This is a genomic window from Acidovorax sp. Root70, assembly GCF_001428225.1.
In the GTDB taxonomy this organism is placed as follows: Bacteria; Pseudomonadota; Gammaproteobacteria; order Burkholderiales; family Burkholderiaceae_C; genus Acidovorax.
The window spans coordinates 285,777-308,681 of the sequence record NZ_LMHQ01000012.1 but is presented as its reverse complement, the minus strand read 5'-3'; the positions used below and the strand labels follow the sequence as shown (position 1 = coordinate 308,681).

The window sequence follows — 22,905 nt, the reverse complement described above, 5'->3', positions numbered from 1 at the left end:
ATGACATGGACCCTTGACCAACTGAATGCCGCCACGCCCGCACAGGCCCTGGAGGCGCTGGACGGCGTGTACGAGCATTCCCCCTGGATTGCCGAGCAGGCGCTCACCCAGCGGCCATTCCGCTCGCTGGCGCACCTCAAACACGCCCTGGCCCACGCGGTGCGCACCGCCAGCACCGAGGCGCAGCTCGGCCTGATCCGCGCCCACCCCGAGCTGGCGGGCAAGGCCATGGTGGCGAAAAGCCTCACCGCCGAATCGACCAACGAGCAGTCCAAGGCGGGCCTGACGCAGTGCACGCCCGAAGAATTTGCCCGCATCCAGCAGTTCAATGCGGACTACAACGCTCGCTTTGGTTTCCCCTTCATTCTGGCCGTGCGCGGGCCGCGCGGCGCGGGGTTGAACAAGCAGCAGATCATCGACACCTTTGCGCGGCGGCTCGACAACCACCCCGAGTTCGAGGTGGCAGAGGCCTTGCGCAACATCCACCGCATCGCCGAGATCCGGCTGAACGACAAGTTCGCCGCCGAACCCGTGCTGGGCAATGACGTGTGGGACTGGCATGAAAAGCTGGCCGAACATTCCGACCCCGGCTTTGCCGAAAAGGGCCAGCTCACCGTCACCTACCTCACCGACGCCCACCGCGCCTGCGCCCAGCGCATCAGCCACTGGATGCGCGACTGCGGTTTTGACGAGGTCGAGGTGGACGCCGTGGGCAACGTGGTGGGACGGTATCGCGCCGCCACACCCGGTGCAAAGTACCTCATGACCGGCTCACACTACGACACCGTGCGCAATGGCGGCAAGTACGACGGGCGCCTGGGTATTTTTGTGCCCATGGCCTGCGTGCGTGCACTGCACCAAGCGGGCAAGCGCCTGCCGTTTGGCATCGAGGTGATTGCCTTTGCCGAAGAAGAAGGCCAGCGCTACAAGGCCACCTTCCTGGGTTCGGGCGCGCTTATCGGGCACTTCAACCCTGCCTGGCTGGACCAGAAGGATGCCGATGGCGTGACCATGCGCGCGGCCATGCAGCACGCGGGGCTGTGCATCGACGACATCGCCAAGCTGCAACGCGACCCGGCCCAGTACCTGGGCTTTATTGAAGTCCACATCGAACAGGGCCCGGTGCTCAACGAGCTGGACCTGCCGCTGGGCGTGGTCACCTCCATCAATGGGGGTGTGCGCTTTGTGGGCGAAATGATCGGCACCGCCAGCCACGCAGGCACCACCCCCATGGACCGCCGCCGTGATGCGGCCGTGGCAGTGGCAGAACTGGCGCTGTACATCGAGCAGCGCGCCGCCCAGGACGGAGACTCGGTGGGCACGATTGGCCTGCTTAACGTGCCCGGCGGCTCCATCAATGTGGTGCCGGGCCGCTGCCAGTTCAGCCTGGACCTGCGTGCGCCCACCGATCCACAACGCGACGCACTGGTGCGCGATGTGCTGGACCACCTGGGCCAGATCGCCGCCCGGCGCGGCCTGCGCTACACGCTGGAGGAGTCCATGCGCGCCGCCGCAGCCCCCAGCGCCCCGGCGCTGCAGCACCACTGGGAGCGCGCGGTGGACCACCTGGGCGTGCCCGTGTTCCGCATGCCCAGTGGCGCAGGCCACGATGCGATGAAGCTCCACGAAATCATGCCGCAGGCCATGCTGTTCGTACGCGGAGAAAACTCCGGCATCAGCCACAACCCGCTCGAATCCACCACCAACAACGACATGCAACTGGCCGTGGACGCCTTCACCCAGGTGCTGCACCAGCTTGCCGAGGAACAACAACCATGACCACCCCGAACCACCACGCCGCGCTGGACGCCTGGATCGACCAGCACTTTGATGAAGAAGTGCGCTTTCTGCAGGCCCTGGTGCGCGTTCCCACCGACACGCCCCCGGGCAACAACGCGCCCCATGCCGAGCGCACCGCCGAGCTGCTGAAGGACTTTGGCTACGAGGCCGAAAAGCACGCCGTGCCCACCGCCGACGTGCAGGCCTACGGCATGGAGTCCATCACCAACCTCATCGTACGCAGACCGTACGGTAGCGGCGGTAAGACCATCGCCCTGAACGCCCACGGCGACGTGGTTCCGCCCGGCGAAGGCTGGACGCACGACCCCTACGGTGCCGAGATCGTCGATGGCGCCATGTACGGCCGCGCCACCGCCGTGAGCAAGAGCGACTTTGCGAGCTTCACGTTCGCGGTGCGCGCGCTCGAAGCCGTGGCCAAGCCCACCCAGGGCGCGGTAGAGCTGCACTTCACTTACGACGAAGAGTTTGGCGGCGAACTCGGCCCCGGCTGGCTGCTGCAAAAGGGACTGACCAAGCCGGACCTGATGATTGCCGCAGGCTTCAGCTATGAAGTGGTCACCGCCCACAACGGCTGCCTGCAGATGGAAGTTACGGTGCACGGCAAGATGGCCCATGCCGCCGTGCCCCACACCGGCGTGGATGCCCTGCAGGGCGCCGTGCACATCCTGAACGCGCTGTACGCACAGAACGACGAGTACAAGAAGGTCACGTCCAAGGTCGAGGGGATCAAGCACCCCTACCTGAACGTGGGCCGCATTGAGGGCGGCACCAACACCAACGTCGTACCCGGCAAGGTGATGTTCAAGCTCGACCGCCGCATGATCCCCGAGGAAAACCCGGTGGAGGTCGAAGCCACCATCCGCCGCGTGATCGAACAGGCCGCAGGTGAGCGCGCCGGTGTCAGCGTGGAGATCAAGCGCCTGCTGCTGGCCAACGCGATGACGCCGCTGGCCGGCAACCAACCGCTGGTGGACGCCATCCAGAAGCACGCACAAGCAGTGATCGGCGAACCAGTGCCTGCCGTGGGCACACCGCTGTACACCGACGTACGCCTGTATGTGGAGCGCGGCATCCCCGGCGTGATTTATGGCGCGGGCCCCCGAACGGTGCTGGAGTCGCATGCCAAGCGCGCCGACGAGCGCCTGCAGCTGGAAGACCTGCGCCGCGCGACCAAGGTGATTGCGCGTGCATTGAATGACCTGCTCGCCTGATTTGCAGCATCACAATCGGTAATGCAAGAAGCGCATCGCTACCGCGCTTCAATGTCATGACTGGGTTGCCTCCAGCCACCCATTGACCGACCTACACTGACGCTGGCGCACCCATCCGATGGGTTCGCCCGTTGTCATTTGCAAAACCAACACCCCAGGAGATATCCGATGAACATTCGCCAAACGCTGCTGGCCGGCAGCGTCGCGCTGGCCCTGGCCAGCCTCACGGCCTGCGGCAGCACGCCGCCGGTGGCCAAGGCTCAGCCGGTAGCCGCAGTACAGCAGACCGCCTCAGCCCAGGCTGCCAGCGCAGCCTACGACTTCGACATGGATGTGTTCCACCCCGTGGTGGCACGCAATGGCATGGTCGCCACCGAGCAGGAACTGGCCTCGCAGATTGGCCTGGACATCCTCAAGGCCGGTGGCAACGCCGTGGATGCCGCCGTGGGCATTGGCTTTGCGCTGGCCGTGGCGCTGCCCAACGCGGGCAACCTGGGCGGCGGCGGTTTCATGATGGTGCACGATGCCAAGACCGGCAAGAGCGTTGCGCTCGACTTCCGCGAAGTGGCGCCCATCAAGGCCACGCGGGACATGTACCTGGATGCCAAGGGCAATGTGGTGGACGGCAAGTCGCTGTACACCCACTACGCCGTGGGCGTGCCCGGCACCGTGGCCGGCATGGAGCATGCGCTCAAGACCTGGGGCACCCTGCCCCTGTCGCGCGTGATCGCCCCCGCCATCGAGTTGGCTGACAAGGGCTTCCCGGTCAGCGAGACGCTCGCCAAGATCCTGCAGCAAGAGAAGAAGAACATGGGCAACTGGCCCGCCACCCAGGCCATCTTCTGGAAGAACGGCGAGCCCCTGAAGATGGGCGACCCGCTGGTGCAGAAAGACCTGGCCCAGTCCATGCGCCTGATCGGCCAGCAGGGCGCCAGGGCCTTCTACGAAGGCGATATCGCCCAGAAGATCGCCGCAGAAATGGCGCCGCACGCCGGAGCCCTCACACTGCAGGACCTGCGCGAATACAAGGTGGCCGAGCGCGTGCCCACGCGCGGCACCTACCGTGGCTATGAGATCGTGACCATGCCGCCCCCCTCCTCTGGCGGCCCGCACCTGGTGCAGATTTTGAACATGCTGGAGCCCCTGCCCCTGGCCCAGTGGGGCCCGAACAGTGCGCAGACCATCCACTACATGGCCGAGAGCATGAAGCTCGCCTACGCCGACCGCGCTGAGTACCTGGGCGACCCGGATTTCGTGAAGATCCCGCTCAAGGGCCTGACCTCCAAGCGCTACGCAGCATCGCTGGCCAAGGGCATCGACGCCAACACCGCGCGCAGCGGCAAGAGCATCAAGCCGGGTCAGCCCCAGCCGTATGAGAGCGACCAGACCACCCACTACTCGGTGGTGGACAAGGCCGGCAACGCCGTGGCCGTGACGTATACGCTCAACACCAACTTCGGCAGCGGCATCGTGGCCAAGGGCACGGGCATCCTGCTCAACAACGAGATGGACGACTTCTCGGCCAAGCCCGGCGTGGCCAATGCCTACGGCCTGGTCGGCGGTGACGCCAACGCCGTGGCCGCCAAGAAGCGCCCCTTGTCGTCCATGACGCCCACCCTGGTGCTGAAGGACGGCAAGCCCACGCTGGTCACCGGCAGCCCCGGCGGCGCGCGCATCATCACCACGGTGCTGCAGACGGTGGTCAACACCATCGACTTCGGCATGAACCCCGCCGAGGCCGCTGCCGCACCCCGCGTGCACCACCAGTGGACGCCCGACGAGCTGCGCGTGGAAAAGGGCCTGTCGCCCGACACCATCGCCCTGCTCAAGCAGCGCGGCCACAACATTGCGGTCAAGCCCTCGATGGGCCGCACGCAGACCATCCAGATCCGCGGTGGCGCGCTGTACGGCTACTCGGACCCGCGCAACCCCGACGGCAAGACCCTCGGCTATTGATTGCCAGTGCCCGCCAAGTGCGGGCTAGCTGCGCTTGTCAGCATTTGCCAGGCCACGCACCACAAATGCGTGGCCTTTTTTATTGCAGCCTTCGCGACACCATGCGGGCATACCCTCATACGCCGCTCTGCAGACTTGCCTACAGTTCTTGTATGCAAGATTTGCGTTCAAAAAGCCACTGAAGGAGTTGTCATGCCCCGGTTTTTCAAATCCCTTTTTGGCCAGGTGGTGCTGGCCTTGATAGCCGGTGTGGTGGTGGGGCTGGTGTGGCCTGACACCGCCATCGCGCTCAAGCCCCTGGGCGACGGCTTCATCAAGCTCATCAAGATGCTGATCCCGCTCATCGTCTTCTGCGTGGTGGTACATGGCATCGCAGGCACGGGCGACCTGAAGCGGGTGGGCCGGGTGGGCGTCAAATCGCTGATCTACTTTGAGGTGGTCACCTCCATCGCGCTGGTGCTGGGCCTGGCGCTGGCGTTCTGGTTCGAGCCTGGTGTGGGCATGAACGTGGACCCCAAGGCGCTCGACCCCAAAGCCATGGGCGCCTACGCCGAGAACGCCAGCAAGCTCACCGGGGGCGGCTTCACCGACTTCTTGCTCAAGCTGATCCCCACCACTGCCGTGAGCGCGTTTGCCAACGGCGATGTGCTGCAGGTCCTGCTTTTCTCCATCGTTTTTGGGTGCGCCCTGGCATTGATCGGTGAACGTGGCGCACGGGTCACCAGCCTGATCGACGACCTGTCGCATGTGCTGTTCAAGACCATGGGCCTGATCATCAAGCTGGCTCCGCTGGGCGTGCTGGGCGCCATTGCGTTCACCGTGGGCAAGTACGGACTGGGCTCCCTCAAGCAGCTGGGCATGCTGGTGGCGCTGTTCTACGCCGCTGTGGCCATCTTTGTGGTGGTGGTGCTGGGCCTCATCATGCGGGTGTCGGGCTTCAGCCTCTTCAAGCTGCTGCGCTATCTGCGCGAGGAGCTGGCCGTGGTGTTTGCCACCACGTCGTCCGACAGCGTGCTGCCGCAGATCATGGCCAAGCTCAAGCACATGGGCATTCGCGACTCCACCGTAGGCTTGGTGATCCCCACGGGCTACTCGTTCAACCTCGACGCATTCTCGATCTACATCACGCTGGCGGCCGTGTTCATCGCCCAGGCCACCAACACGCCGATTTCCATGGCCGACCTGCTGACCATCCTGGCGATCTCGCTGGTCACCTCCAAGGGTGCACACGGCGTGCCCGGCTCGGCCATCGTCGTGCTGGCCGCCACCTTGCAGGCCATCCCTGCCATCCCGGCGATTGGTCTTGTGCTGGTGCTGTCGGTGGACTGGTTCATGGGCATCGCCCGCGCGCTGGGCAACCTCATTGGCAACTGCGTCGCCACCGTGGCCGTGGCGGCGTGGGAGGGCGACATCGACCGCGAACGCGCCCATGCCGTGCTGGACGGCCGCGAGCCACCCATGCCACGCGCCTGATTGGGCGCCGCACCTTTGCAGCACGCGACAATCCGGCCATGAGCATCAACCAGACCCAGATCGCCCAGCAGGTGGTGGAATCCATCCTCGCGCAAAAACTCTCGCCCGGCGAGCGCCTGGGCGAGCAGGAGCTGGCCGACCTGTTCGGCGTGAGCCGCACGCTGGTGCGCGAGGCCCTGATGCAGCTGCAGGCACGGGGCTTTGTGGAAGTGCGCTCACGCCGGGGCTGGTACGTGGTGGAGCCCTCGGTGGAGGATGCACGCGACGCGTTCTCCGCCCGGCGCATCATCGAATCAGGCATCCTGGCCGATGCGGGCCGACCGCTGCAAAGCGTGACCCGCCGCCTGCGTGCGCACATCGCCGACGAGCAGCAGGCCATCGAAGGCGCGGACGCTGCCACGCGCGCCTTTCTGCTCGCAGACTTTCACGTCTGCCTGGCCGAGGCAATGGGCCACCGCAGCCTGAGCGACATCCTGCGCGACCTCACGGCGCGTACCACCCTGGCCGCATCGCTGTACCAGTCGCAGCACGCGGCCAGCCAGTCCTGCGCCGAGCATGCCGCCATCGTCGAGGCGCTGGAGGCCGGCAACACTTCCCTGGCCCGCGAACGCATGCTGGCCCACATCGGCCATGTGGAAGGCGCCCTCAACCCCGGCCAGCCGCTGGTGCGCGACCGGCTGCGGGAATCGCTGGCACCGCTGACCAGCCCACGCACCAAGGCGGCAGCCACGGACCTGAGCTAGCCACACCGAAGGCACACAGGCCACCCTCCGTACAACCGCCTCCACCACGGCAGGCGGGAAATTGCTGCGCCCGTCTAAGGGTTAACCGGGATAAGCGCGCCCGGTCATTTTGTATACGATTTTTGTATGGACATCTGTGCACCATCTGGCGCCAGTGTTCCTCTCGTATTCACACTCCCAACCCGCCGAAGGACCCCCATGAACCCGCCCGTACACCCCGTGGACGAACACCTGCCCCTGGGGCGACTGACGGCGCTTGGCCTGCAGCATGTGCTGGTGATGTATGCGGGTGCCGTGGCGGTGCCGCTCATCGTGGGCCGCGCGCTCAACCTCACGCCCGACCAGGTGGCCAAGCTGATCTCGGCCGACCTGTTTGTGTGCGGGCTGGTCACGCTGATCCAGGCACTGGGCGCCTCGCGCTGGTTTGGCATTCAGCTGCCGGTGATGATGGGGGTGACCTTTGCCTCGGTGGCGCCCATGATCTCGATGGCGCAGAGCACGGGCGGCACGGCCGGGGCCGGGCTGATCTTTGGTTCGGTGATCGGCGCGGGCGTGATCTCCATCCTGATTGCTCCGCTGGTGAGCCGCATGCTCCGTTTCTTCCCGCCCGTGGTCACTGGCACCATCATTGCGGTCATCGGCATCAGCCTGATGCGCGTGGGCATCAACTGGATCTTCGGCAACCCCGTGGGCCCCACGGCGCCCAATGTGGTGAACCCCGAACACGTCAAGTGGCTGAGCGAGATGCAGTCCGTCGCTGGCGCACCGGGCTCATCACTGCCCCCCATTCCCAAGGGCTTTGCCGTGGTGCCTACGGTGCCCAACCCAAAGTACGCGGACCTGACCGGCGTGGGCATCTCGGGCCTGGTGCTGCTGTCCATCCTGCTGATCGCCAAGTTCGCCAAGGGCTTCATTGCCAACATCTCGGTGCTGCTGGGCATCGTCATCGGCGCAGTGGTGGCCGTGGCGCTGGGCATGATGAATTTCGACAAGGTGGCCAAGGCGCAGTGGTTTGACCTGGTGCTGCCGTTCGAGATTGCCGGGCCCGTGTTCGATCCCATCCTGATCCTGACCATGACCCTGGTGATGATCGTGGTCATGATCGAATCCACCGGCATGTTCCTGGCACTGGGCGAGATGACCGACCGCAAGGTGGACCAGGCGGCCCTCACGCGCGGCCTGCGCACCGACGGCCTGGGCACGCTGCTGGGCGGTATCTTCAACACCTTTCCGTACACCAGCTTCTCGCAGAACGTTGGGCTGGTGGCCGTCACCGGCGTCAAGAGCCGCTTTGTGTGCGTGGCCGGTGGTGTGATCCTGATCGTGCTGGGCGTGCTGCCCAAGATGGCCGCGCTGGTCGAGTCGCTGCCCACCATGGTGCTGGGCGGCGCGGGGCTGGTGATGTTCGGCATGGTGGCCGCCACGGGCATCCGCATTCTGGGCGGGGTGGACTTCAAGACCAACCGCTTCAACGCCATGATCGTGGCCGTCTCCATCGGCGTGGGCATGGTGCCGCTGATCGCGCCCAACTTCCGCCAGTGGATGCCGCATGCCATCCACCCCCTGATCGAATCCGGTATCCTCCTGGCCTCGATCACGGCGGTGGCCCTGAACGTTTTCTTCAATGGCGCCAGCCGCGACACCTCCGCCGCTGTCAACGCCGCACGCCAGGCCGACGCCCACTAGCATCCCGCCTGCCCGCTGCCGAAAACCCGCCACCGCCCGCGTGGCCCCGCCCCCTGTCCGCCACGGCTGCCAGGGGGTTTTGGCCTTAGAGGGGCTCGTGCCCATGCAAGCAGCCGGGGCGTTCAATCACCCGATTTCACTCCAACCCTTCGGGCAAGTGCCTTGCCGGGCGGTCTGCGGCGTTGCGGCGCTTGTGGATAGCCGGGCTATCCACTGCGCCCCGTGCCTTGCATCCCATCCCGGCAAGGGACTTGTGCGACTCCAAAAAGACTTTGAACAGGCTCTTATGCTGCATCCGCATAAACCTGCATGCTAGCCGCCCACGCCATCGGGTACCCTTGTTTTTGCTTTCCGCCCAGGACTTCCAGGATTTCCGCATGACACAGAACATTTCCGCCGCCGAACAGGCCCTGCGCGACGCTGCGCGCGAATACCACCGCAACCCCACCCGGGGCAAGATTTCGGTCACCCCCACCAAGCCTTTGTCCAACCAGCGCGACCTGTCGCTGGCCTACTCGCCGGGCGTGGCCTATCCGTGCCTCGACATCGCCGCCGACCCCTCCAAGGCGTTTGACTTCACCTCGCGCGGCAACCTGGTCGCGGTGATCACCAACGGCACGGCGGTGCTGGGCCTGGGCGACATCGGCCCGCTGGCCAGCAAGCCGGTGATGGAAGGCAAGGGCTGCCTGTTCAAGAAGTTTGCCGGCGTCGATGTGTTCGACATCGAACTGGCCGAGCGCGACCCCGACAAGCTCATCGAGATCATCGCGGCGCTGGAGCCCACGCTGGGCGGCATCAACCTGGAAGACATCAAGGCGCCCGAGTGCTTCTACATCGAGCGCGAACTCAGCAAGCGCATGAACATCCCGGTGTTCCATGACGACCAGCACGGCACGGCCATCATCAGCAGCGCAGCGCTGCTCAACGGCCTTGAGCTGGTGGGCAAGCAGATCGACCAGGTCAAGATTGCCGTGTCGGGCGCGGGCGCAGCCGCCATTGCCTGCCTGAACGTGATGGTAGGCCTGGGAGTGAAGGTCGAGAACATCTTTGTGTGCGACTCCAAGGGCGTGATCTACGAAGGCCGCCCCGGCGGCTACGACGAATCGAAAGCGGCCTACGCGCAAAAGACCGACGCCCGCACGCTGGCCGATGCGGTCAACGGCGCCGACGTGTTCCTGGGCTGCTCGGCCCCCGGCGTGCTCACGGCCGAGATGGTCAAGACCATGGGCCCCAAGCCCATCATCCTGGCGCTGGCCAACCCCGAGCCTGAAATTCGCCCCGAACTGGCCAAGGCCATCCGCCCTGACTGCATCATCGCCACGGGCCGCTCGGACTACCCGAACCAGGTCAACAACGTCCTGTGCTTCCCGTACATCTTCCGTGGCGCGCTGGACTGCGGCGCCACCAAGATCACCGAAGCCATGAAGCTGGCCTGCGTGCGCCAGATCGCCGACCTGGCCAAGGCCGACATCAGCGAAGAAGTGGCCAGCGCCTATGCGGGCAAAGAGCTGACCTTCGGCCCCGACTACCTGATCCCCACGCCGTTCGACTCGCGCCTGATCCTCAAGATCGCCCCCGCCGTGGCCAAGGCCGCTGCCGAGTCGGGCGTGGCCACGCGTCCCATCGAAGACATGGAGGCCTACAAGGAAACGCTGTCGCGCTTTGTCTACCAGACCGGCATGCTGATGCGCCCCGTGATCAATGCGGCCAAGGCCCTGCCCGATGCGCAAAAGCGCGTGGCCTACGCCGACGGTGAAGACGAGCGCGCCCTGCGTGCCGCGCAGATGGCCATTGACGACAAGATCGCCCACCCCATCCTCATCGGCCGCCCTGCCGTGATTGCCGCACGCATTGCCAAGGCCGGCCTGCGCATGCAGCTGGGCAAAGACGTGGAGGTGTGCAACCCTGAGGACGACCCGCGCTTCCGCCAGTACTGGGAGCACTACCACCAGCTCATGAAGCGCAACGGTGCCTCGCCCGAAGTGGCCAAGGCCGCCGTGCGCCGGTCCAACACCATCATCGCCTCGCTGATGGTCACGCTGGGTGATGCCGACGCCATGATCTGCGGCCTGGTGGGCACGTACGAGACGCACCTGGAGCGCATCCACAGCATCATCGGCCGCCAGGAAGGCGCCAACAACTACGCGGCGCTGAACGCGCTGATGACCAACCGGGGCACGCTGTTCATTGCCGACACCTATGTGAACGAGGACCCCACGGCCCAGCAGCTGGCCGACATCGCCTGGATGTCGGTGCAGGAGGTGCAGCGCTTTGGCATCCCGCCCAAGGTCGCCTTCCTGTCGCACTCCAGCTATGGCTCGTCCAAGCGCGCATCGGCCCGCAAGATGCGCGAGGCGCGCGACCTGTTTGTGGCCGCTCACCCCCAGATCGAATGCGACGGCGAGTTGCACGGCGACGCCGCGCTGGAGCCGAACATCCGCAACGCCTACATGGCGGATTCGACCCTGACGGACTCGGCCAACCTGCTGATCTGCCCCAACCTGGATGCCGCCAACATCCTCTACAACGTGCTCAAGACCACCACCAGCGGTGGCGTCACCGTGGGTCCCATCCTGATGGGCGCCGCTGCCACGGCCTACATCCTGACCCCGGCCGCCACCGTGCGCCGCGTGCTCAACATGACGGCCCTGGCCGTGGCCAGCGCAGCCGCACGGCCACGCTGAGCGCGCTATGCCTCGCTGGCCCTGAGCGCCAGCTCACCCACCGATTCAACGGGGCCCCAGGGCCCCGTTTTTCATGGGCACGACCACCCCCCGCATCACGTCTGCACCATTTCGGGAAACCCAGCATGCTGACATGCACCACTTCGGTGAACAATGGGGCACGGCAAAACACCCGCATCCGCAAACCGGGCATCGTTTTTGCTGACTGCAGGTGCATGGCCCCTGGATGGGGCCAATACCTTCCCTCACCGCATTTCCCCTTGCCCGACAGGAGCCCCGAATGAAAAAAAGACTGTTCATGCAAACCGCCGCCGCCCTGGCCCTGATCGGCAGCGCATCGCTGGCCCAGGCGCAGGCCTCTACGCCCATCAAGTTCCAGCTGGACTGGCGTTTTGAAGGCCCTGCGGCGCTGTTCCTGCAACCCGTGGCCAAGGGCTACTTCAAGGCCGCAGGCCTGGACGTGACGGTGGATGCGGGCAACGGCTCCGGCGGTGCGGTGCAGCGCGTGGCATCGGGCACGTACGACATGGGTTTTGCCGACCTGGCCGCGGTGATGGAGTTCCACGCCAACAACCCCGACGCGCAGAACAAGCCCGTGGCGGTGATGGTGGTCTACAACAACACACCCGCCTCGGTCATGGCGCTGAAAAAGAGTGGCATCACCAAGCCCGCCGACCTGGCCGGCAAGAAGCTGGGCGCCCCCGTGTTCGACGCAGGCCGCCGCGCATTCCCCATCTTCCAGAAGGCCAACGGCATCGGCGCCGTGACCTGGACCGCCATGGACCCGCCACTGCGCGAAACCATGCTGGTGCGCGGCGACGTGGACGCCATCACCGGCTTCACCTTCACCTCGCTGCTCAACCTGGAAGCCCGTGGCGCCAAGGCCGCCGACGTGGTGGTGCTGCCCTATGCCGACTTTGGCGTGAAGCTGTACGGCAACGTGATCATCGCCAGCCCCAAGCTCATCAAGGAGAACCCGGGTGCCATCAAGGCGTTCCTGTCGGCCTTCACCAAGGGCGCCAAGGAAGTCATTGCCAACCCTGCAGCCTCCATCGAACACGTGAAGGCGCGCGACGGCATCGTGAACGTGCCGCTCGAAACCCGCCGCCTGCAGCTGGCCATCGACACCGTGATCAACAGCCCCGACGCCCGCGCCGAAGGCTTTGGCCAGCTCAAGCCCGGCCGCCTCTCGCTGATGGCGTCGCAGGTGTCCGATGCGTTCAACACCAAGACCCGTGTGAACGCCGACGATGTGTGGAACGCCAGCTTCTTGCCCAGCGCTGCCGAGCTGAACATCCTGCCCAAGAAGTAATTACTATTAATTTGATAGCAGAAAGCGCACGATTCACTAGCGCTTTCGGCCATTCTGAGCATAAAAACTTCCATGCAGGCTGCTGACAACTATTTTGTGGACTTCCGGGACGTCTGGCTCGCCTACAACGACGAGCTGCGCGCCAAGAACCAGTTTGCGGTCGAAGCCATCGACCTGCAGGTGCGGCGCGGCGAGTTCATCGCCATCGTCGGCCCCTCGGGCTGTGGCAAGTCCACCTTCATGAAGCTGGCCACGGGGCTGAAGATGCCGTCGATGGGCAAGATCCTCATCGACGGACAGCCGGTGACGGGTCCGCTCAAGGTGTCGGGCATGGCCTTCCAGGCGCCCTCGCTGCTGCCCTGGCGCACCACGGTGGACAACGTGCTGCTGCCGCTCGAAATCGTTGAGCCCTACCGCAGCCACTTCAAGCAAAAGCGCAAGGAATACGAAGAACGCGCCCGCAAGCTGCTGCAAAAGGTGGGACTCGCTGGCTATGAAGACAAGTTCCCCTGGCAGCTGTCGGGCGGCATGCAGCAGCGCGCCAGCATCTGCCGCGCGCTGATCCACGAGCCCAAGATGCTGCTGCTGGACGAGCCGTTTGGCGCACTCGATGCCTTCACCCGCGAAGAGCTGTGGTGCATCCTGCGCGACCTGTGGACCGAGCAGCAGTTCAATGTGATCCTGGTCACGCACGATCTGCGCGAGTCGGTGTTCCTGGCCGACACGGTGTATGTGATGAGCAAGAGCCCCGGCCGGTTTGTGGTGCGCAAAGAGATCGAGCTGCCCCGCCCGCGCGACCTGGAGGTGACCTACACCAAGGAGTTCACCGACATCGTGCACAAGCTGCGCGGCCACATCGGCGCCCTGCGAAAAGCAGGCGCGCCCATCCAGCAGTAAACCGAAGACCGCCCCACCATGCACAAGAAAACCGTAGAGCGCTGGTCCCCCTGGCTGCTACTGACCGCCACCATCCTGCTGTGGCAAATCATCTGCTCGGCCTTCAGCGTCCCTGAATTTCTCTTCCCCAGTCCCTGGGTCATTGCCACGCAGCTGGTCGAGTTCAGCGGCGTGATCGCCGCCCACGCCTGGCGCACCTATTGGGTCACGATGGCGGGCTTTGGCATTGCCATCGTTGTGGGCGTGTTGCTGGGCTTTGTGATTGGCTCTTCGCGCCTGGCCTATGCCGCCGTGTACCCGCTGATGACCGCCTTCAACGCCCTGCCCAAGGCCGCCTTTGTGCCCATCCTGGTGGTGTGGTTCGGCATCGGCGTGGGCCCGGCCATCCTCACGGCGTTCCTCATCAGCTTCTTCCCCATCATGGTCAACATCGCCACGGGCCTCGCCACGCTGGAGCCCGAGCTGGAAGACGTGCTGCGGGTGCTGGGCGCCAAGCGCTGGGACGTGCTGACCAAGGTGGGCCTGCCCCGCTCCATGCCGTACTTCTACGGCTCGCTCAAGGTGGCCATCACGCTGGCCTTTGTCGGCACCACGGTGTCGGAGATGACCGCTGCGAACGAAGGCATCGGCTACCTGCTCATCAGCGCGGGCTCGTCCATGCAGATGGGCCTGGCCTTTGCGGGCCTGATGGTGGTGGGCGCCATGGCCATGGTGATGTACGAGCTGTTCAGCTGGATCGAAAAACGCACCACGGGTTGGGCGCACCGGGGTTCTCAAGGTGAATAGCACGTCCGCGTTGAGCGAAGCCCAGGCAGCCACGCTGCTGCGCCGCGCCAACGCCGTAGCCCAGCGCGCCAAGGACATGGGCCGCCACCCGTTTGGCGCGCTGCTGGTTGCACCCGATGGCGAGACGGTGCTGGCCGAGCAGGGCAACATCGACACCGTGAACCACGCAGAGAGCACGCTGGCGCGCACGGCGGCGGCCAACTACCCCGGCGCCTACCTGGCCCAGTGCACGCTGGTCACCACTTTTGAACCCTGCGCCATGTGCGCTGGCACCATCTACTGGGCGGGCATCGGCCGCGTGTTGTATGGCGCTGAGGAAACCGCCCTGCTCGCCCTGACGGGCGACCACCCCGAGAACCCCACACTGGCCCTGCCCTGCCGCACGGTGTTTGCCAGCGGCCAGCGCCCCACCGAGGTACTGGGCCCGGTGCCCGCGCTGCAGGACGAGATCACGGCCCTGCACCGCGACTTCTGGCGGTAGCGGGCTATCGCGCTTGTATGTCAAGCGCAAGCAGCTCCTCTTTCAGGAGCAAAAGACACCATCAAAGGGTGCCCCGGCACCCTGCCGCTATACTGCCCGCCCCGTTTGGACGACAGCAGGATCACACCGCATGCGCTTGACCATTCTTTTGCGCCTTCTGGCCCTTGGGGCCGCAGCAGGTCTGGCCGCATGCGGCGGCACCGCACCTACACAGCCAGCGGCGGGCGACGCCACATCGGTCGCTGCGACCCCATCCACCACGCCCCCCATCCGCATCGGCATCGCCTTGGGCGGCGGCGCGGCCAAGGGCTTTGCGCACATTGGCGTGATCAAGATGCTGGAGGCCAATGGACTGGCGCCTGCCGTGGTCTCGGGCACCAGCGCAGGCAGCGTGGTGGGCGCGCTGTATGCCAGTGGCATGAACGCCTTCGAGATGCAAGAAAAAGCCGTGGCGCTGGACGAAGCCAAGATCCGCGACCTGCAGTTGTCATCGGGCGGGTTGGTGCTGGGGCAGAAGCTGGAAGACTATGTGAACGAGCAGGTGCGCCGCAAACCGCTGGAGCAGATGGCCAAGCCCTTTGTCGTCGTCGCCACGCGGCTGGAAGACGGCGAGCGCACCGTGTTCGCCCGCGGCAACACCGGCCAGGCCGTGCGCGCGTCGAGCAGCGTGCCGGGCGTGTTCCAGCCCGTCACCATCGGCAAATACCACTTTGTAGATGGCGGCATCGTGAGCCCCGTGCCGGTGGATGCAGCACGCCAGCTGGGCGCGGACATCGTGATCGCGGTAGACATCTCCAACAAGGCCCGGGGCCAGGCGCCGGGCAACATGCTTGGCGCGCTGAACCAGTCGATTGCCATCATGGGCCAGAAGCTGGGCCAGGCCGAGCTGGCGCGGGCCGATGTGATCGTCCGCCCGCAGGTGCTGGACATTGGTGCCGCCGACTTCAGCCAGCGCGCCAATGCCATCGTGGAAGGCGAAAAGGCCGCACTGGCCGTGATGCCGCAAATCCGCGAGCGTGTGGCCCAGCTGCAGGCCGAACGCGCCAAGGCGGCGGCGCAGGCCCAGCAGAAAGCGGCCGAGGCGCAGTACCAGGCCTGCCTGGACAACCGCAGCCGGCTGCAAAAGTTGGCGGGCCTGGCCAAGCTGGACGACTCCTGCCCAACGCCCAAGTAGAGCGGCAAGCCACCGATCCAGGCCATTACGCCCTTCGGGTACAGTCAATCGCGACCGGGCGCCGCCATGCAGCCCGGCACCGCCCTCACGCTCATTCACTGCCCGACCCACCATGTCTTCGCCGTTTTCCGCCGTCAAGCCCAGCGCCAAGCTATCGGACCAGGTCGCCAGCGCGCTGGAGGCCGAGATCCGCGCGGGCCGCATCCAGGCGGCCGACAAACTGCCCACCGAGGCCGCGCTGGCGCAGCAGTTCCAGGTCAGCCGGACGGTGGTGCGTGAGGCCATCTCGCGGCTCAAATCACTGGGTCTGGTGGACTCCCGCCAAGGCAGCGGGGTGTATGTGCAGGCACCTGGCATCGAGCCCCTGCAGTTCGATATGCCCCTCGCGGCATCGCGCGAAGCCGTGATGCAGATTGTGGAAGTGCGCCGCGCGCTCGAAGCCGAAGTGGCTGAGCTGGCCGCCCTGCGGCGCACCGATGCCGACTTGGCCGCCATCCGCCAGGCCATGCAGCAGATTGCCGACGCCGTGCGCGCAGGCCGCGACGGGGTGGAGGAAGACGTGCTGTTCCATCGCGCCATTGCCCAAGCGGCGGGCAACCCTTTCATGATCAGCACGCTGGACTATCTGGCCCAGTTTCTCAAAGGCGCCACCCGCGTCACGCGCGCCAACGAAGCGCGGCGCACCGATTTTGCCGACGCGGTGACCCACGAGCACACGCAGATCGTGCGAGCCATCGAGGAGGGCGATCCGGTGGCCGCGCGCGCCGCCGCGGCGCAGCACATGCGAAATGCACTGGCCCGCATCGAGCAGGCCGACCTCTCGTTCTGGGCGCAAGACGGCGCGCGTCTCGCGCAGCCGCTGGTGGCAGCGTCAGCACCGCTGGTGTTCTGAGGAGCTCTGTGCGGCATGCCCGTCCGAGGGTTTGAGCGAGCGCTTGATGGGCCCCGGCATGCCTTACAGGGTGTATTGGGGAGCGGGGGCCGACGGCTTCACGACATGGCACACAGCCATTTTGCTATTTATTTGATAGCAATTAGTGCATATCGCACTGGCACTTGAGCCCAAAAACACTTCAAACACTGCATCGCCACCCGCGCGGACAGCCGTGGGCCACGGGTTAACCCGTATCCTTGTGGTTTGCGATAATTTGTATGATAACCATATAAACACACCAACCATGGTGAATGACAACACCCCTCGCGGTCCCTCATCGCCTCGGGTCGTTGCGCCACACCTTTCCTCCCGGAGATATCCCTTCCATGTCCACCCTCGCACTTCTCGGCATCGGCGCCGGCAGCATTGGCCTGCTCCTGTTGCTCATCATCCGCTGGCAGGTCCACGCTTTCGTGGCGATGATGCTGGTGAGCTTTCTCGTGGCGTTTGCCACCGGCATGCCGATTGGCGACATCATCAGCACGCTGATTGCGGGCATGGGCGGCACGCTGGGGTCGGTGGCCATCCTGGTAGCGCTGGGCTCCATGCTGGGGCGGATGATCGAGGTCTCGGGTGGCGCGGCCAGCCTGGCCAACCGCTTTACTCAGCTGCTGGGCCCCACACGGGTGCCCATGGCCCTCACGGCCGCCGCGCTGGTGCTGGCCATCCCGGTGTTTTTTGATGTGGGCTTCATCATCCTGGTGCCCATCGTCTACGGCTTTTGCAAAGCAGCGGGCGTCAACCCCATCAAGTTCGGCCTGCCCGTAGCGGGCATCATGCTGGCCGCGCACGTGGTGGTGCCACCGCACCCCGGCATCGTGGGCGGGGCGGCCATCGTCAAGGGCGATATTGGCTGGATCACCATCATTGGCCTGGCCATCTGCATCCCGCTGGCGGCGCTGGCGCAGGTCGTGTCGGGCTGGCTCAACCGCAAGGGCTACCCGCTGCTGCCCACCACGGCTGAACAGTTTGCGGCTTTTGGCAACAGCGAAGACAGTGCAGCGTCCAAGGCACGCAGCGCACCTGGCGTGAGCACCATCATGGCGCTGATCGTCATCCCCCTGGCCCTCATCATGGCGGGCACCACTGGCGCCACGCTGCTGCCCAAGGGCGACAACCTGCGCAATGTGCTGGGCTTCATCGGCTCGCCCATCTTTGCGCTGATGGTGGCCGTGGGGCTGGCGATGTTTCTGCTGGGCCGCAACCAGGGCTGGAACCGCGAGCGCACCAACGCCATCATGGAGTCCGCCCTGCCGCCTGCTGCCACCGTGATCCTGGTGACGGGCGCGGGCGGCGTGTTTGCCAAGGTGCTCACGGCCAGCGGCATTGGCGCTGCGCTGTCGCAAAGCCTCACGGCCACGCACCTGCCCCTGATCCTGCTGGCGTTCATCATCTCGCTGGCGCTGCGCGCAGCGCAGGGCTCGGCCACCGTGGCCATCATCACCACCTGCGGTTTGCTGGCCGATGCGATGGCGGGTGGCGGGTATTCCCCCTTGCAAGTAGCGCTGCTCACGGTTGCGATTGGCTTTGGCAGCCTGGGCCTGTCGCACGTCAACGATTCGGGCTTCTGGATCGTGACCCGCTACCTGGGCCTGAGCGTGGGCGATGGCCTGCGCACCTGGACCGTGCTGACCACCGTGCTGGGTCTGGCGGGTTTTGCCCTCACCGCCCTGCTGTGGGTGCTGGTGGCCTGAGTGCCCTCGTATTGAAATTCTTTGAAGGACTGACAACATGACAAAACCCACCGTCGGCATCATCGGCCTGGGCGCCATGGGCGCTGGCATTGCCAAGACCCTGCGCAACAACGGTTTCACCATCCACGTGTGCGACGTGCGCCCTGGCGTAGCCGATGCCTTTGTGGCAGACGGTGGCACGGCACACGCCAGCACGGCTGCACTGGCAGCGGTGAGTGATGTGGTGGTGTCGGTGGTGGTCAACGCCGCGCAGACCGAGAGCGTGCTGTTTGGCGACGATGGCAAGGGCGGCGCGGCCAGCACCATGCGCCCCGGCAGCACCTTTGTGATGTGCTCCACGGTGGACCCCAACTGGTCGGTGGCGCTGGAAGCCCGCCTGAACGCCCTGGGCCTGCACTATGTGGACGCGCCCATCTCCGGCGGCGCCGCCAAGGCCGCATCGGGCCAGATGACCATGATGACCTCGGCCAAACCAGAAGCCTATGCCGCTGCAGGCGCCGTGCTCGACGGCATGGCCGGCAAGGTGTACCGCCTGGGCGACAAGGCGGGCGCAGGCAGCAAGGTCAAGATCATCAACCAGCTGCTGGCCGGTGTGCACATCGCCGTGGCCGCCGAAGCCATGGCCCTGGGCCTGCGCGAAGGCGTGGAAGCCAGCGCCTTGTATGAAGTGATCACGAACAGCGCGGGCAATAGCTGGATGTTTGAAAACCGCATGGCCCATGTGCTGGCGGGCGACTACACGCCGCTGTCGGCCGTCGATATCTTTGTGAAGGACCTGGGCCTGGTGCTGGACACCGCACGCGCCAGCAAATTCCCCCTGCCACTGGCGGCCACCGCGCACCAGATGTTCATGCAAGCCTCCACCGCAGGCTTTGCCAAAGAAGACGACAGCGCCGTGATCAAGATCTTCCCCGGCATCACCCTGCCCGAAGGCAAGGAGAAAAAGGCATGACACGCGCACGTGCCCAGCTGGGCTGCATTGCCGACGACTTCACCGGCGCGACCGATCTGGCCAACAACCTGGTACGCGCAGGCATGCGCGTGGTGCAGGCCATGGGCGTGCCCACGGCACCTTTGGATGCCGAGGCCGATGCCATCGTGGTCGCACTCAAGTCGCGCACCATTCCCAAGGACGAAGCCATTGCCCAGTCGCTGGCTGCGCTGCAGTGGCTCAAGGCGCAGGGCGCCGAGCAGATCTATTTCAAATACTGCTCCACCTTTGACAGCACGGCCGAAGGCAACATCGGCCCCGTGACCGATGCGCTGATGCAGGCCCTGGGCACTGACTTCACCATCGCCACGCCCGCCTTCCCCGACAACAAGCGCACCGTGTTCAAGGGCTACCTGTTTGTGGGCGATGTTCTGCTCAGCGAGAGCGGCATGCAAAACCACCCGCTCACGCCCATGACCGACCCCAACCTGGTGCGCGTGCTGCAGGCGCAGACCGAAAGGCGCGTGGGCCTGATCGACCACAGCGTGGTCGCACAGGGCGAGGCTGCCATCCGCGCGCGCATCGACCAACTGAAGGCCGAGGGCGTGTGCATGGCCGTGGTGGATGCGGTGTCGAACGCCGACCTGCTGCGCCTGGGCCCCGCGCTCAAGGGCATGCCGCTGGTCACCGCAGGCTCGGGCGTGGCGATTGGCCTGCCGGGCAACTTTGGCGTGGCGCCCAGCAACGAGGCCGCCCGCCTGCCTGCTGCGCAGGGCCTGCAGGCCATCGTGTCGGGCAGTTGCTCGGTGGCGACCAACCAGCAGGTCATGGATTTCATCAAGGCGGGCAAGCCCGCCCTGGCCATCGACCCGCTGCGCATCGCCGCAGGTGTGGATGTGGCCGCTGAAGCGCTGGCCTGGGCGGAAGGCCACATCGGCAAAGGCCCGGTGCTGGTGTACTCCACCGCCGAACCCTCGGCCGTGCGCGCCATTCAAGGCAAGCTGGGCTCTGAAAAGGCCGGGGCCATGGTGGAAGACACCATTGCCGCCATTGCACGCGGCCTGGTGCAGCGCGGTGTGCGCCAGCTCATCGTGGCGGGCGGTGAAACATCCGGTGCCTGCGTGCAGGCCCTGGGCATCACGCAAATGCGCATTGGCGCCCAGATCGACCCCGGGGTGCCGTGGTGCCATGCGGTGGCGCCCGCCGCCAAGGACGGGCTGCACATCACGCTGAAGTCGGGCAATTTTGGCAGTACCGACTTTTTCACCAAGGCTTTTGCACAATTGCAGGCATGACCTCTCCCCCCGCCTTCATGGATGAGTCCCAAGCCCGCGACGAGATCTGCCGCGTGGGCCGCAGCCTGTTTGAGCGGGGCTATGTGCACGCCACCGCAGGCAACATCAGCGTGCGCCTGGCCGATGGCTACCTCATCACCCCCACCGACGCCTGCCTGGGCTCCCTGCAGCCCGATCGGCTGGCGCGCCTGGACGCCCAAGGCCAGCAGGTGGCAGGCGACCGGGCCAGCAAGACGATTGCGCTGCACCGGCAGATTTACGAGGCCTCGGCATCGACAGCGGCCCCAGCGCGCTGCGTGATCCATACGCACAGCACGCATCTGGTGGCCTGCTCATTGCAGGCCGACATGACGGCCAACGACCCGCTGGGGCCTGACGCGCAATTGCTGCCGCCCATCACGCCCTACTTCGTCATGAAGGTGGGCCGCGTGCCGCACATCCCGTACCACCGCCCTGGCGACCCGGCTGCGGCGGCGCTGGTGGCGCAGACCATTGGCCGCTATGCCGCCCAGGGCAGCCCTGTGCGCGCGGTGATGCTGGCTCGCCTGGGGCCCAACGTGTGGCACGAAACGCCCGCCGCCGCCATGGCTGTGCTGGAGGAACTGGAAGAAACCGCGCGCCTGTGGATGCTGTGCCAGCCCCGCCCCACACCGCTGACCGAGCCCCAGATCGAGGAGCTGCGCCAGAGCTTTGGTGCCCACTGGTAACTGGTGACGGACTGGCTGCACGCAAGACACGGGGACGAAAGAACACACACAAGGAGACAAACCATGACCCTTTCTTTCTGGCGCAAAGCCTTTGCACCCATGCTGCTGGGCGTGCTGGCCACAGGTAGTTCGGCGGCTGCGGACTACCCTACCCCCAAGCGCGGGGAATGGGTTGTCAAGGACTTCCGCTTCCACACCGGCCAGACCTTGCCCGAACTCAAGCTGGCCTACTCCACCGTGGGCGAGCCCACCGGAGAGCCCGTGCTGGTGCTGCATGGCACCAATGGCTCGGCAGAGAGCATGCTCACGCCCGGCTTTGCGGGCACGCTGTTTGGCCCCGGCCAGCCGCTGGATGCACGCAAGCACTTCATCATCCTGCCGGATGCCATCGGCACCGGCCGCTCCAGCAAGCCGTCGGACGGCCTGCGCGCCGCCTTTCCGGCCTACAACTATGACGACATGGTGCAGGCCCAGTACCGCCTGCTGACAGAACACCTGGGCGTGCGCCATGTGCGCGCCATCATCGGCAACTCCATGGGCGGCATGCACACCTGGGTGTGGGCCCAGCGCTACCCCGACTTCATGGACATTGCCGTGCCCATGGCTTCGCTGCCCACCGCCATGTCGGGCCGCAACTGGATGATGCGCCGCCTGCTGGTCGAAGCCATCCGCAACGACCCCGAATGGCAAGGCGGCAACTACACCCGCCAGCCCCGCAGCCTACAGTTTGCGTCGGTGTTCTTTGGCACCGGCACCAACGGCGGCAACCAGGGCCTGCAAAAGCTGGCCCCCAACCGCGCTGCGGCCGATGCGCTGGTGGAGCAGCGGCTCAAAGCCCCTTTCCGTGGCGATGCCAACGACCACATCTACCAGTGGGAAGCCTCGCGCGACTACGACCCCGAGCCAGGGCTGGAACGCATCACCGCGCGCGTGCTGGCCATCAACTCGGCAGACGATGAGCGCAACCCACCCGAACTGGGTGTGCTGGACAAAGCCATCGCCCGCATCCCGCACGCACAGGCCTACGTGATCCCTGCCAGCGCCGACACCCTCGGCCACAGCACGGTGGGCCTAGCGCGCTTTTACCAAGACCGGCTGGCGCAGGTGCTCACAACCGCACCCCGCCGCTGACCTCTTTTTC

At 65.7% G+C, this 22,905-nt stretch carries 18 protein-coding genes; all 18 read left to right on the top strand.

Annotated features, from left to right (window positions below; translation table 11 throughout):
- Positions 1–1,779, top strand: coding sequence for a 2-oxo-4-hydroxy-4-carboxy-5-ureidoimidazoline decarboxylase (gene uraD, locus ASD94_RS09030; RefSeq protein ID WP_056641562.1), 1,779 nt, complete (start codon positions 1–3; stop codon positions 1,777–1,779).
- Positions 1,776–3,011: an ArgE/DapE family deacylase gene (locus ASD94_RS09025; protein WP_056641560.1), complete on the top strand. Its 1,236-nt coding sequence runs from the start codon at positions 1,776–1,778 to the stop codon at positions 3,009–3,011. The genes uraD and ASD94_RS09025 overlap by 4 nt, the downstream gene beginning before the upstream one ends.
- 168 nt (positions 3,012–3,179) lie before the next feature.
- Positions 3,180–4,967, top strand: coding sequence for a gamma-glutamyltransferase (gene ggt, locus ASD94_RS09020; RefSeq protein ID WP_056641557.1), 1,788 nt, complete (start codon positions 3,180–3,182; stop codon positions 4,965–4,967).
- Positions 4,968–5,159: 192 nt separating this feature from the next.
- Positions 5,160–6,440 (top strand): C4-dicarboxylate transporter DctA, encoded by a 1,281-nt coding sequence (locus ASD94_RS09015; RefSeq protein WP_056641554.1) that lies wholly within the window; start codon positions 5,160–5,162, stop codon positions 6,438–6,440.
- Between the two features lie 38 nt (positions 6,441–6,478).
- Positions 6,479–7,183, top strand: coding sequence for a GntR family transcriptional regulator (locus tag ASD94_RS09010; RefSeq protein ID WP_056641552.1), 705 nt, complete (start codon positions 6,479–6,481; stop codon positions 7,181–7,183).
- Between the two features lie 198 nt (positions 7,184–7,381).
- Positions 7,382–8,869: a nucleobase:cation symporter-2 family protein gene (locus tag ASD94_RS09005; protein ID WP_056641548.1), complete on the top strand. Its 1,488-nt coding sequence runs from the start codon at positions 7,382–7,384 to the stop codon at positions 8,867–8,869.
- A 377-nt stretch (positions 8,870–9,246) separates the two neighbouring features.
- Positions 9,247–11,553, top strand: coding sequence for an NADP-dependent malic enzyme (locus tag ASD94_RS09000; protein WP_056641544.1), 2,307 nt, complete (start codon positions 9,247–9,249; stop codon positions 11,551–11,553).
- A gap of 280 nt (positions 11,554–11,833) precedes the next feature.
- Positions 11,834–12,865 carry an ABC transporter substrate-binding protein gene (locus tag ASD94_RS08995; RefSeq protein ID WP_056641540.1) on the top strand — a complete coding sequence of 344 codons (1,032 nt, stop codon included), beginning with the start codon at positions 11,834–11,836 and terminating at the stop codon, positions 12,863–12,865.
- Positions 12,866–12,937: 72 nt separating this feature from the next.
- Positions 12,938–13,762: an ABC transporter ATP-binding protein gene (locus ASD94_RS08990; protein WP_056641538.1), complete on the top strand. Its 825-nt coding sequence runs from the start codon at positions 12,938–12,940 to the stop codon at positions 13,760–13,762.
- Positions 13,763–13,780: 18 nt separating this feature from the next.
- Positions 13,781–14,548 carry an ABC transporter permease gene (locus tag ASD94_RS08985; protein ID WP_055394856.1) on the top strand — a complete coding sequence of 256 codons (768 nt, stop codon included), beginning with the start codon at positions 13,781–13,783 and terminating at the stop codon, positions 14,546–14,548.
- Positions 14,541–15,029 (top strand): nucleoside deaminase, encoded by a 489-nt coding sequence (locus tag ASD94_RS08980; protein WP_255357434.1) that lies wholly within the window; start codon positions 14,541–14,543, stop codon positions 15,027–15,029. Before ASD94_RS08985 ends, ASD94_RS08980 begins: the two co-directional genes overlap by 8 nt.
- A 130-nt stretch (positions 15,030–15,159) precedes the next feature.
- Positions 15,160–16,203, top strand: a complete 1,044-nt coding sequence (locus ASD94_RS08975; protein ID WP_056641527.1) for a patatin-like phospholipase family protein — start codon at positions 15,160–15,162, stop codon at positions 16,201–16,203.
- A gap of 112 nt (positions 16,204–16,315) precedes the next feature.
- On the top strand, positions 16,316–17,095 hold the full coding sequence (locus ASD94_RS08970) for a FadR/GntR family transcriptional regulator (RefSeq protein ID WP_056641525.1): 780 nt from the start codon (positions 16,316–16,318) through the stop codon (positions 17,093–17,095).
- Positions 17,096–17,463: 368 nt separating this feature from the next.
- The gene (locus ASD94_RS08965; protein ID WP_056641522.1) at positions 17,464–18,831 is read left to right on the top strand and encodes a GntP family transporter; all 1,368 of its coding nucleotides are present in this window, start codon (positions 17,464–17,466) and stop codon (positions 18,829–18,831) included.
- A gap of 37 nt (positions 18,832–18,868) precedes the next feature.
- Complete coding sequence (gene ltnD, locus ASD94_RS08960) at positions 18,869–19,783, top strand: L-threonate dehydrogenase (RefSeq protein WP_056641520.1); 915 nt, start codon at positions 18,869–18,871, stop codon at positions 19,781–19,783.
- The gene (gene otnK, locus ASD94_RS08955) at positions 19,780–21,057 is read left to right on the top strand and encodes a 3-oxo-tetronate kinase (protein ID WP_056641517.1); all 1,278 of its coding nucleotides are present in this window, start codon (positions 19,780–19,782) and stop codon (positions 21,055–21,057) included. The genes ltnD and otnK overlap by 4 nt, the downstream gene beginning before the upstream one ends.
- A gap of 17 nt (positions 21,058–21,074) precedes the next feature.
- Complete coding sequence (locus ASD94_RS08950) at positions 21,075–21,764, top strand: aldolase (protein WP_056641800.1); 690 nt, start codon at positions 21,075–21,077, stop codon at positions 21,762–21,764.
- 63 nt (positions 21,765–21,827) lie between these two features.
- Entirely contained in the window at positions 21,828–22,895 is a 1,068-nt protein-coding gene (locus tag ASD94_RS08945; protein WP_056641514.1) for an alpha/beta fold hydrolase, read from the top strand.
- Positions 22,896–22,905 lie beyond the last annotated feature (10 nt).

Excerpts from the sequence above, each read along its gene's own strand:
- uraD (WP_056641562.1), top strand. The coding sequence starts at position 1 with ATGACATGGACCCTTGACCAACTGAATGCCGCCACGCCCGCACAGGCC.
- ASD94_RS09025 (WP_056641560.1), top strand. The coding sequence starts at position 1,776 with ATGACCACCCCGAACCACCACGCCGCGCTGGACGCCTGGATCGACCAG.
- ggt (WP_056641557.1), top strand. The coding sequence starts at position 3,180 with ATGAACATTCGCCAAACGCTGCTGGCCGGCAGCGTCGCGCTGGCCCTG.
- ASD94_RS09015 (WP_056641554.1), top strand. The coding sequence starts at position 5,160 with ATGCCCCGGTTTTTCAAATCCCTTTTTGGCCAGGTGGTGCTGGCCTTG.
- ASD94_RS09010 (WP_056641552.1), top strand. The coding sequence starts at position 6,479 with ATGAGCATCAACCAGACCCAGATCGCCCAGCAGGTGGTGGAATCCATC.
- ASD94_RS09005 (WP_056641548.1), top strand. The coding sequence starts at position 7,382 with ATGAACCCGCCCGTACACCCCGTGGACGAACACCTGCCCCTGGGGCGA.
- ASD94_RS09000 (WP_056641544.1), top strand. The coding sequence starts at position 9,247 with ATGACACAGAACATTTCCGCCGCCGAACAGGCCCTGCGCGACGCTGCG.
- ASD94_RS08995 (WP_056641540.1), top strand. The coding sequence starts at position 11,834 with ATGAAAAAAAGACTGTTCATGCAAACCGCCGCCGCCCTGGCCCTGATC.
- ASD94_RS08990 (WP_056641538.1), top strand. The coding sequence starts at position 12,938 with ATGCAGGCTGCTGACAACTATTTTGTGGACTTCCGGGACGTCTGGCTC.
- ASD94_RS08985 (WP_055394856.1), top strand. The coding sequence starts at position 13,781 with ATGCACAAGAAAACCGTAGAGCGCTGGTCCCCCTGGCTGCTACTGACC.
- ASD94_RS08975 (WP_056641527.1), top strand. The coding sequence starts at position 15,160 with ATGCGCTTGACCATTCTTTTGCGCCTTCTGGCCCTTGGGGCCGCAGCA.
- ASD94_RS08970 (WP_056641525.1), top strand. The coding sequence starts at position 16,316 with ATGTCTTCGCCGTTTTCCGCCGTCAAGCCCAGCGCCAAGCTATCGGAC.
- ASD94_RS08965 (WP_056641522.1), top strand. The coding sequence starts at position 17,464 with ATGTCCACCCTCGCACTTCTCGGCATCGGCGCCGGCAGCATTGGCCTG.
- ltnD (WP_056641520.1), top strand. The coding sequence starts at position 18,869 with ATGACAAAACCCACCGTCGGCATCATCGGCCTGGGCGCCATGGGCGCT.
- otnK (WP_056641517.1), top strand. The coding sequence starts at position 19,780 with ATGACACGCGCACGTGCCCAGCTGGGCTGCATTGCCGACGACTTCACC.
- ASD94_RS08950 (WP_056641800.1), top strand. The coding sequence starts at position 21,075 with ATGGATGAGTCCCAAGCCCGCGACGAGATCTGCCGCGTGGGCCGCAGC.
- ASD94_RS08945 (WP_056641514.1), top strand. The coding sequence starts at position 21,828 with ATGACCCTTTCTTTCTGGCGCAAAGCCTTTGCACCCATGCTGCTGGGC.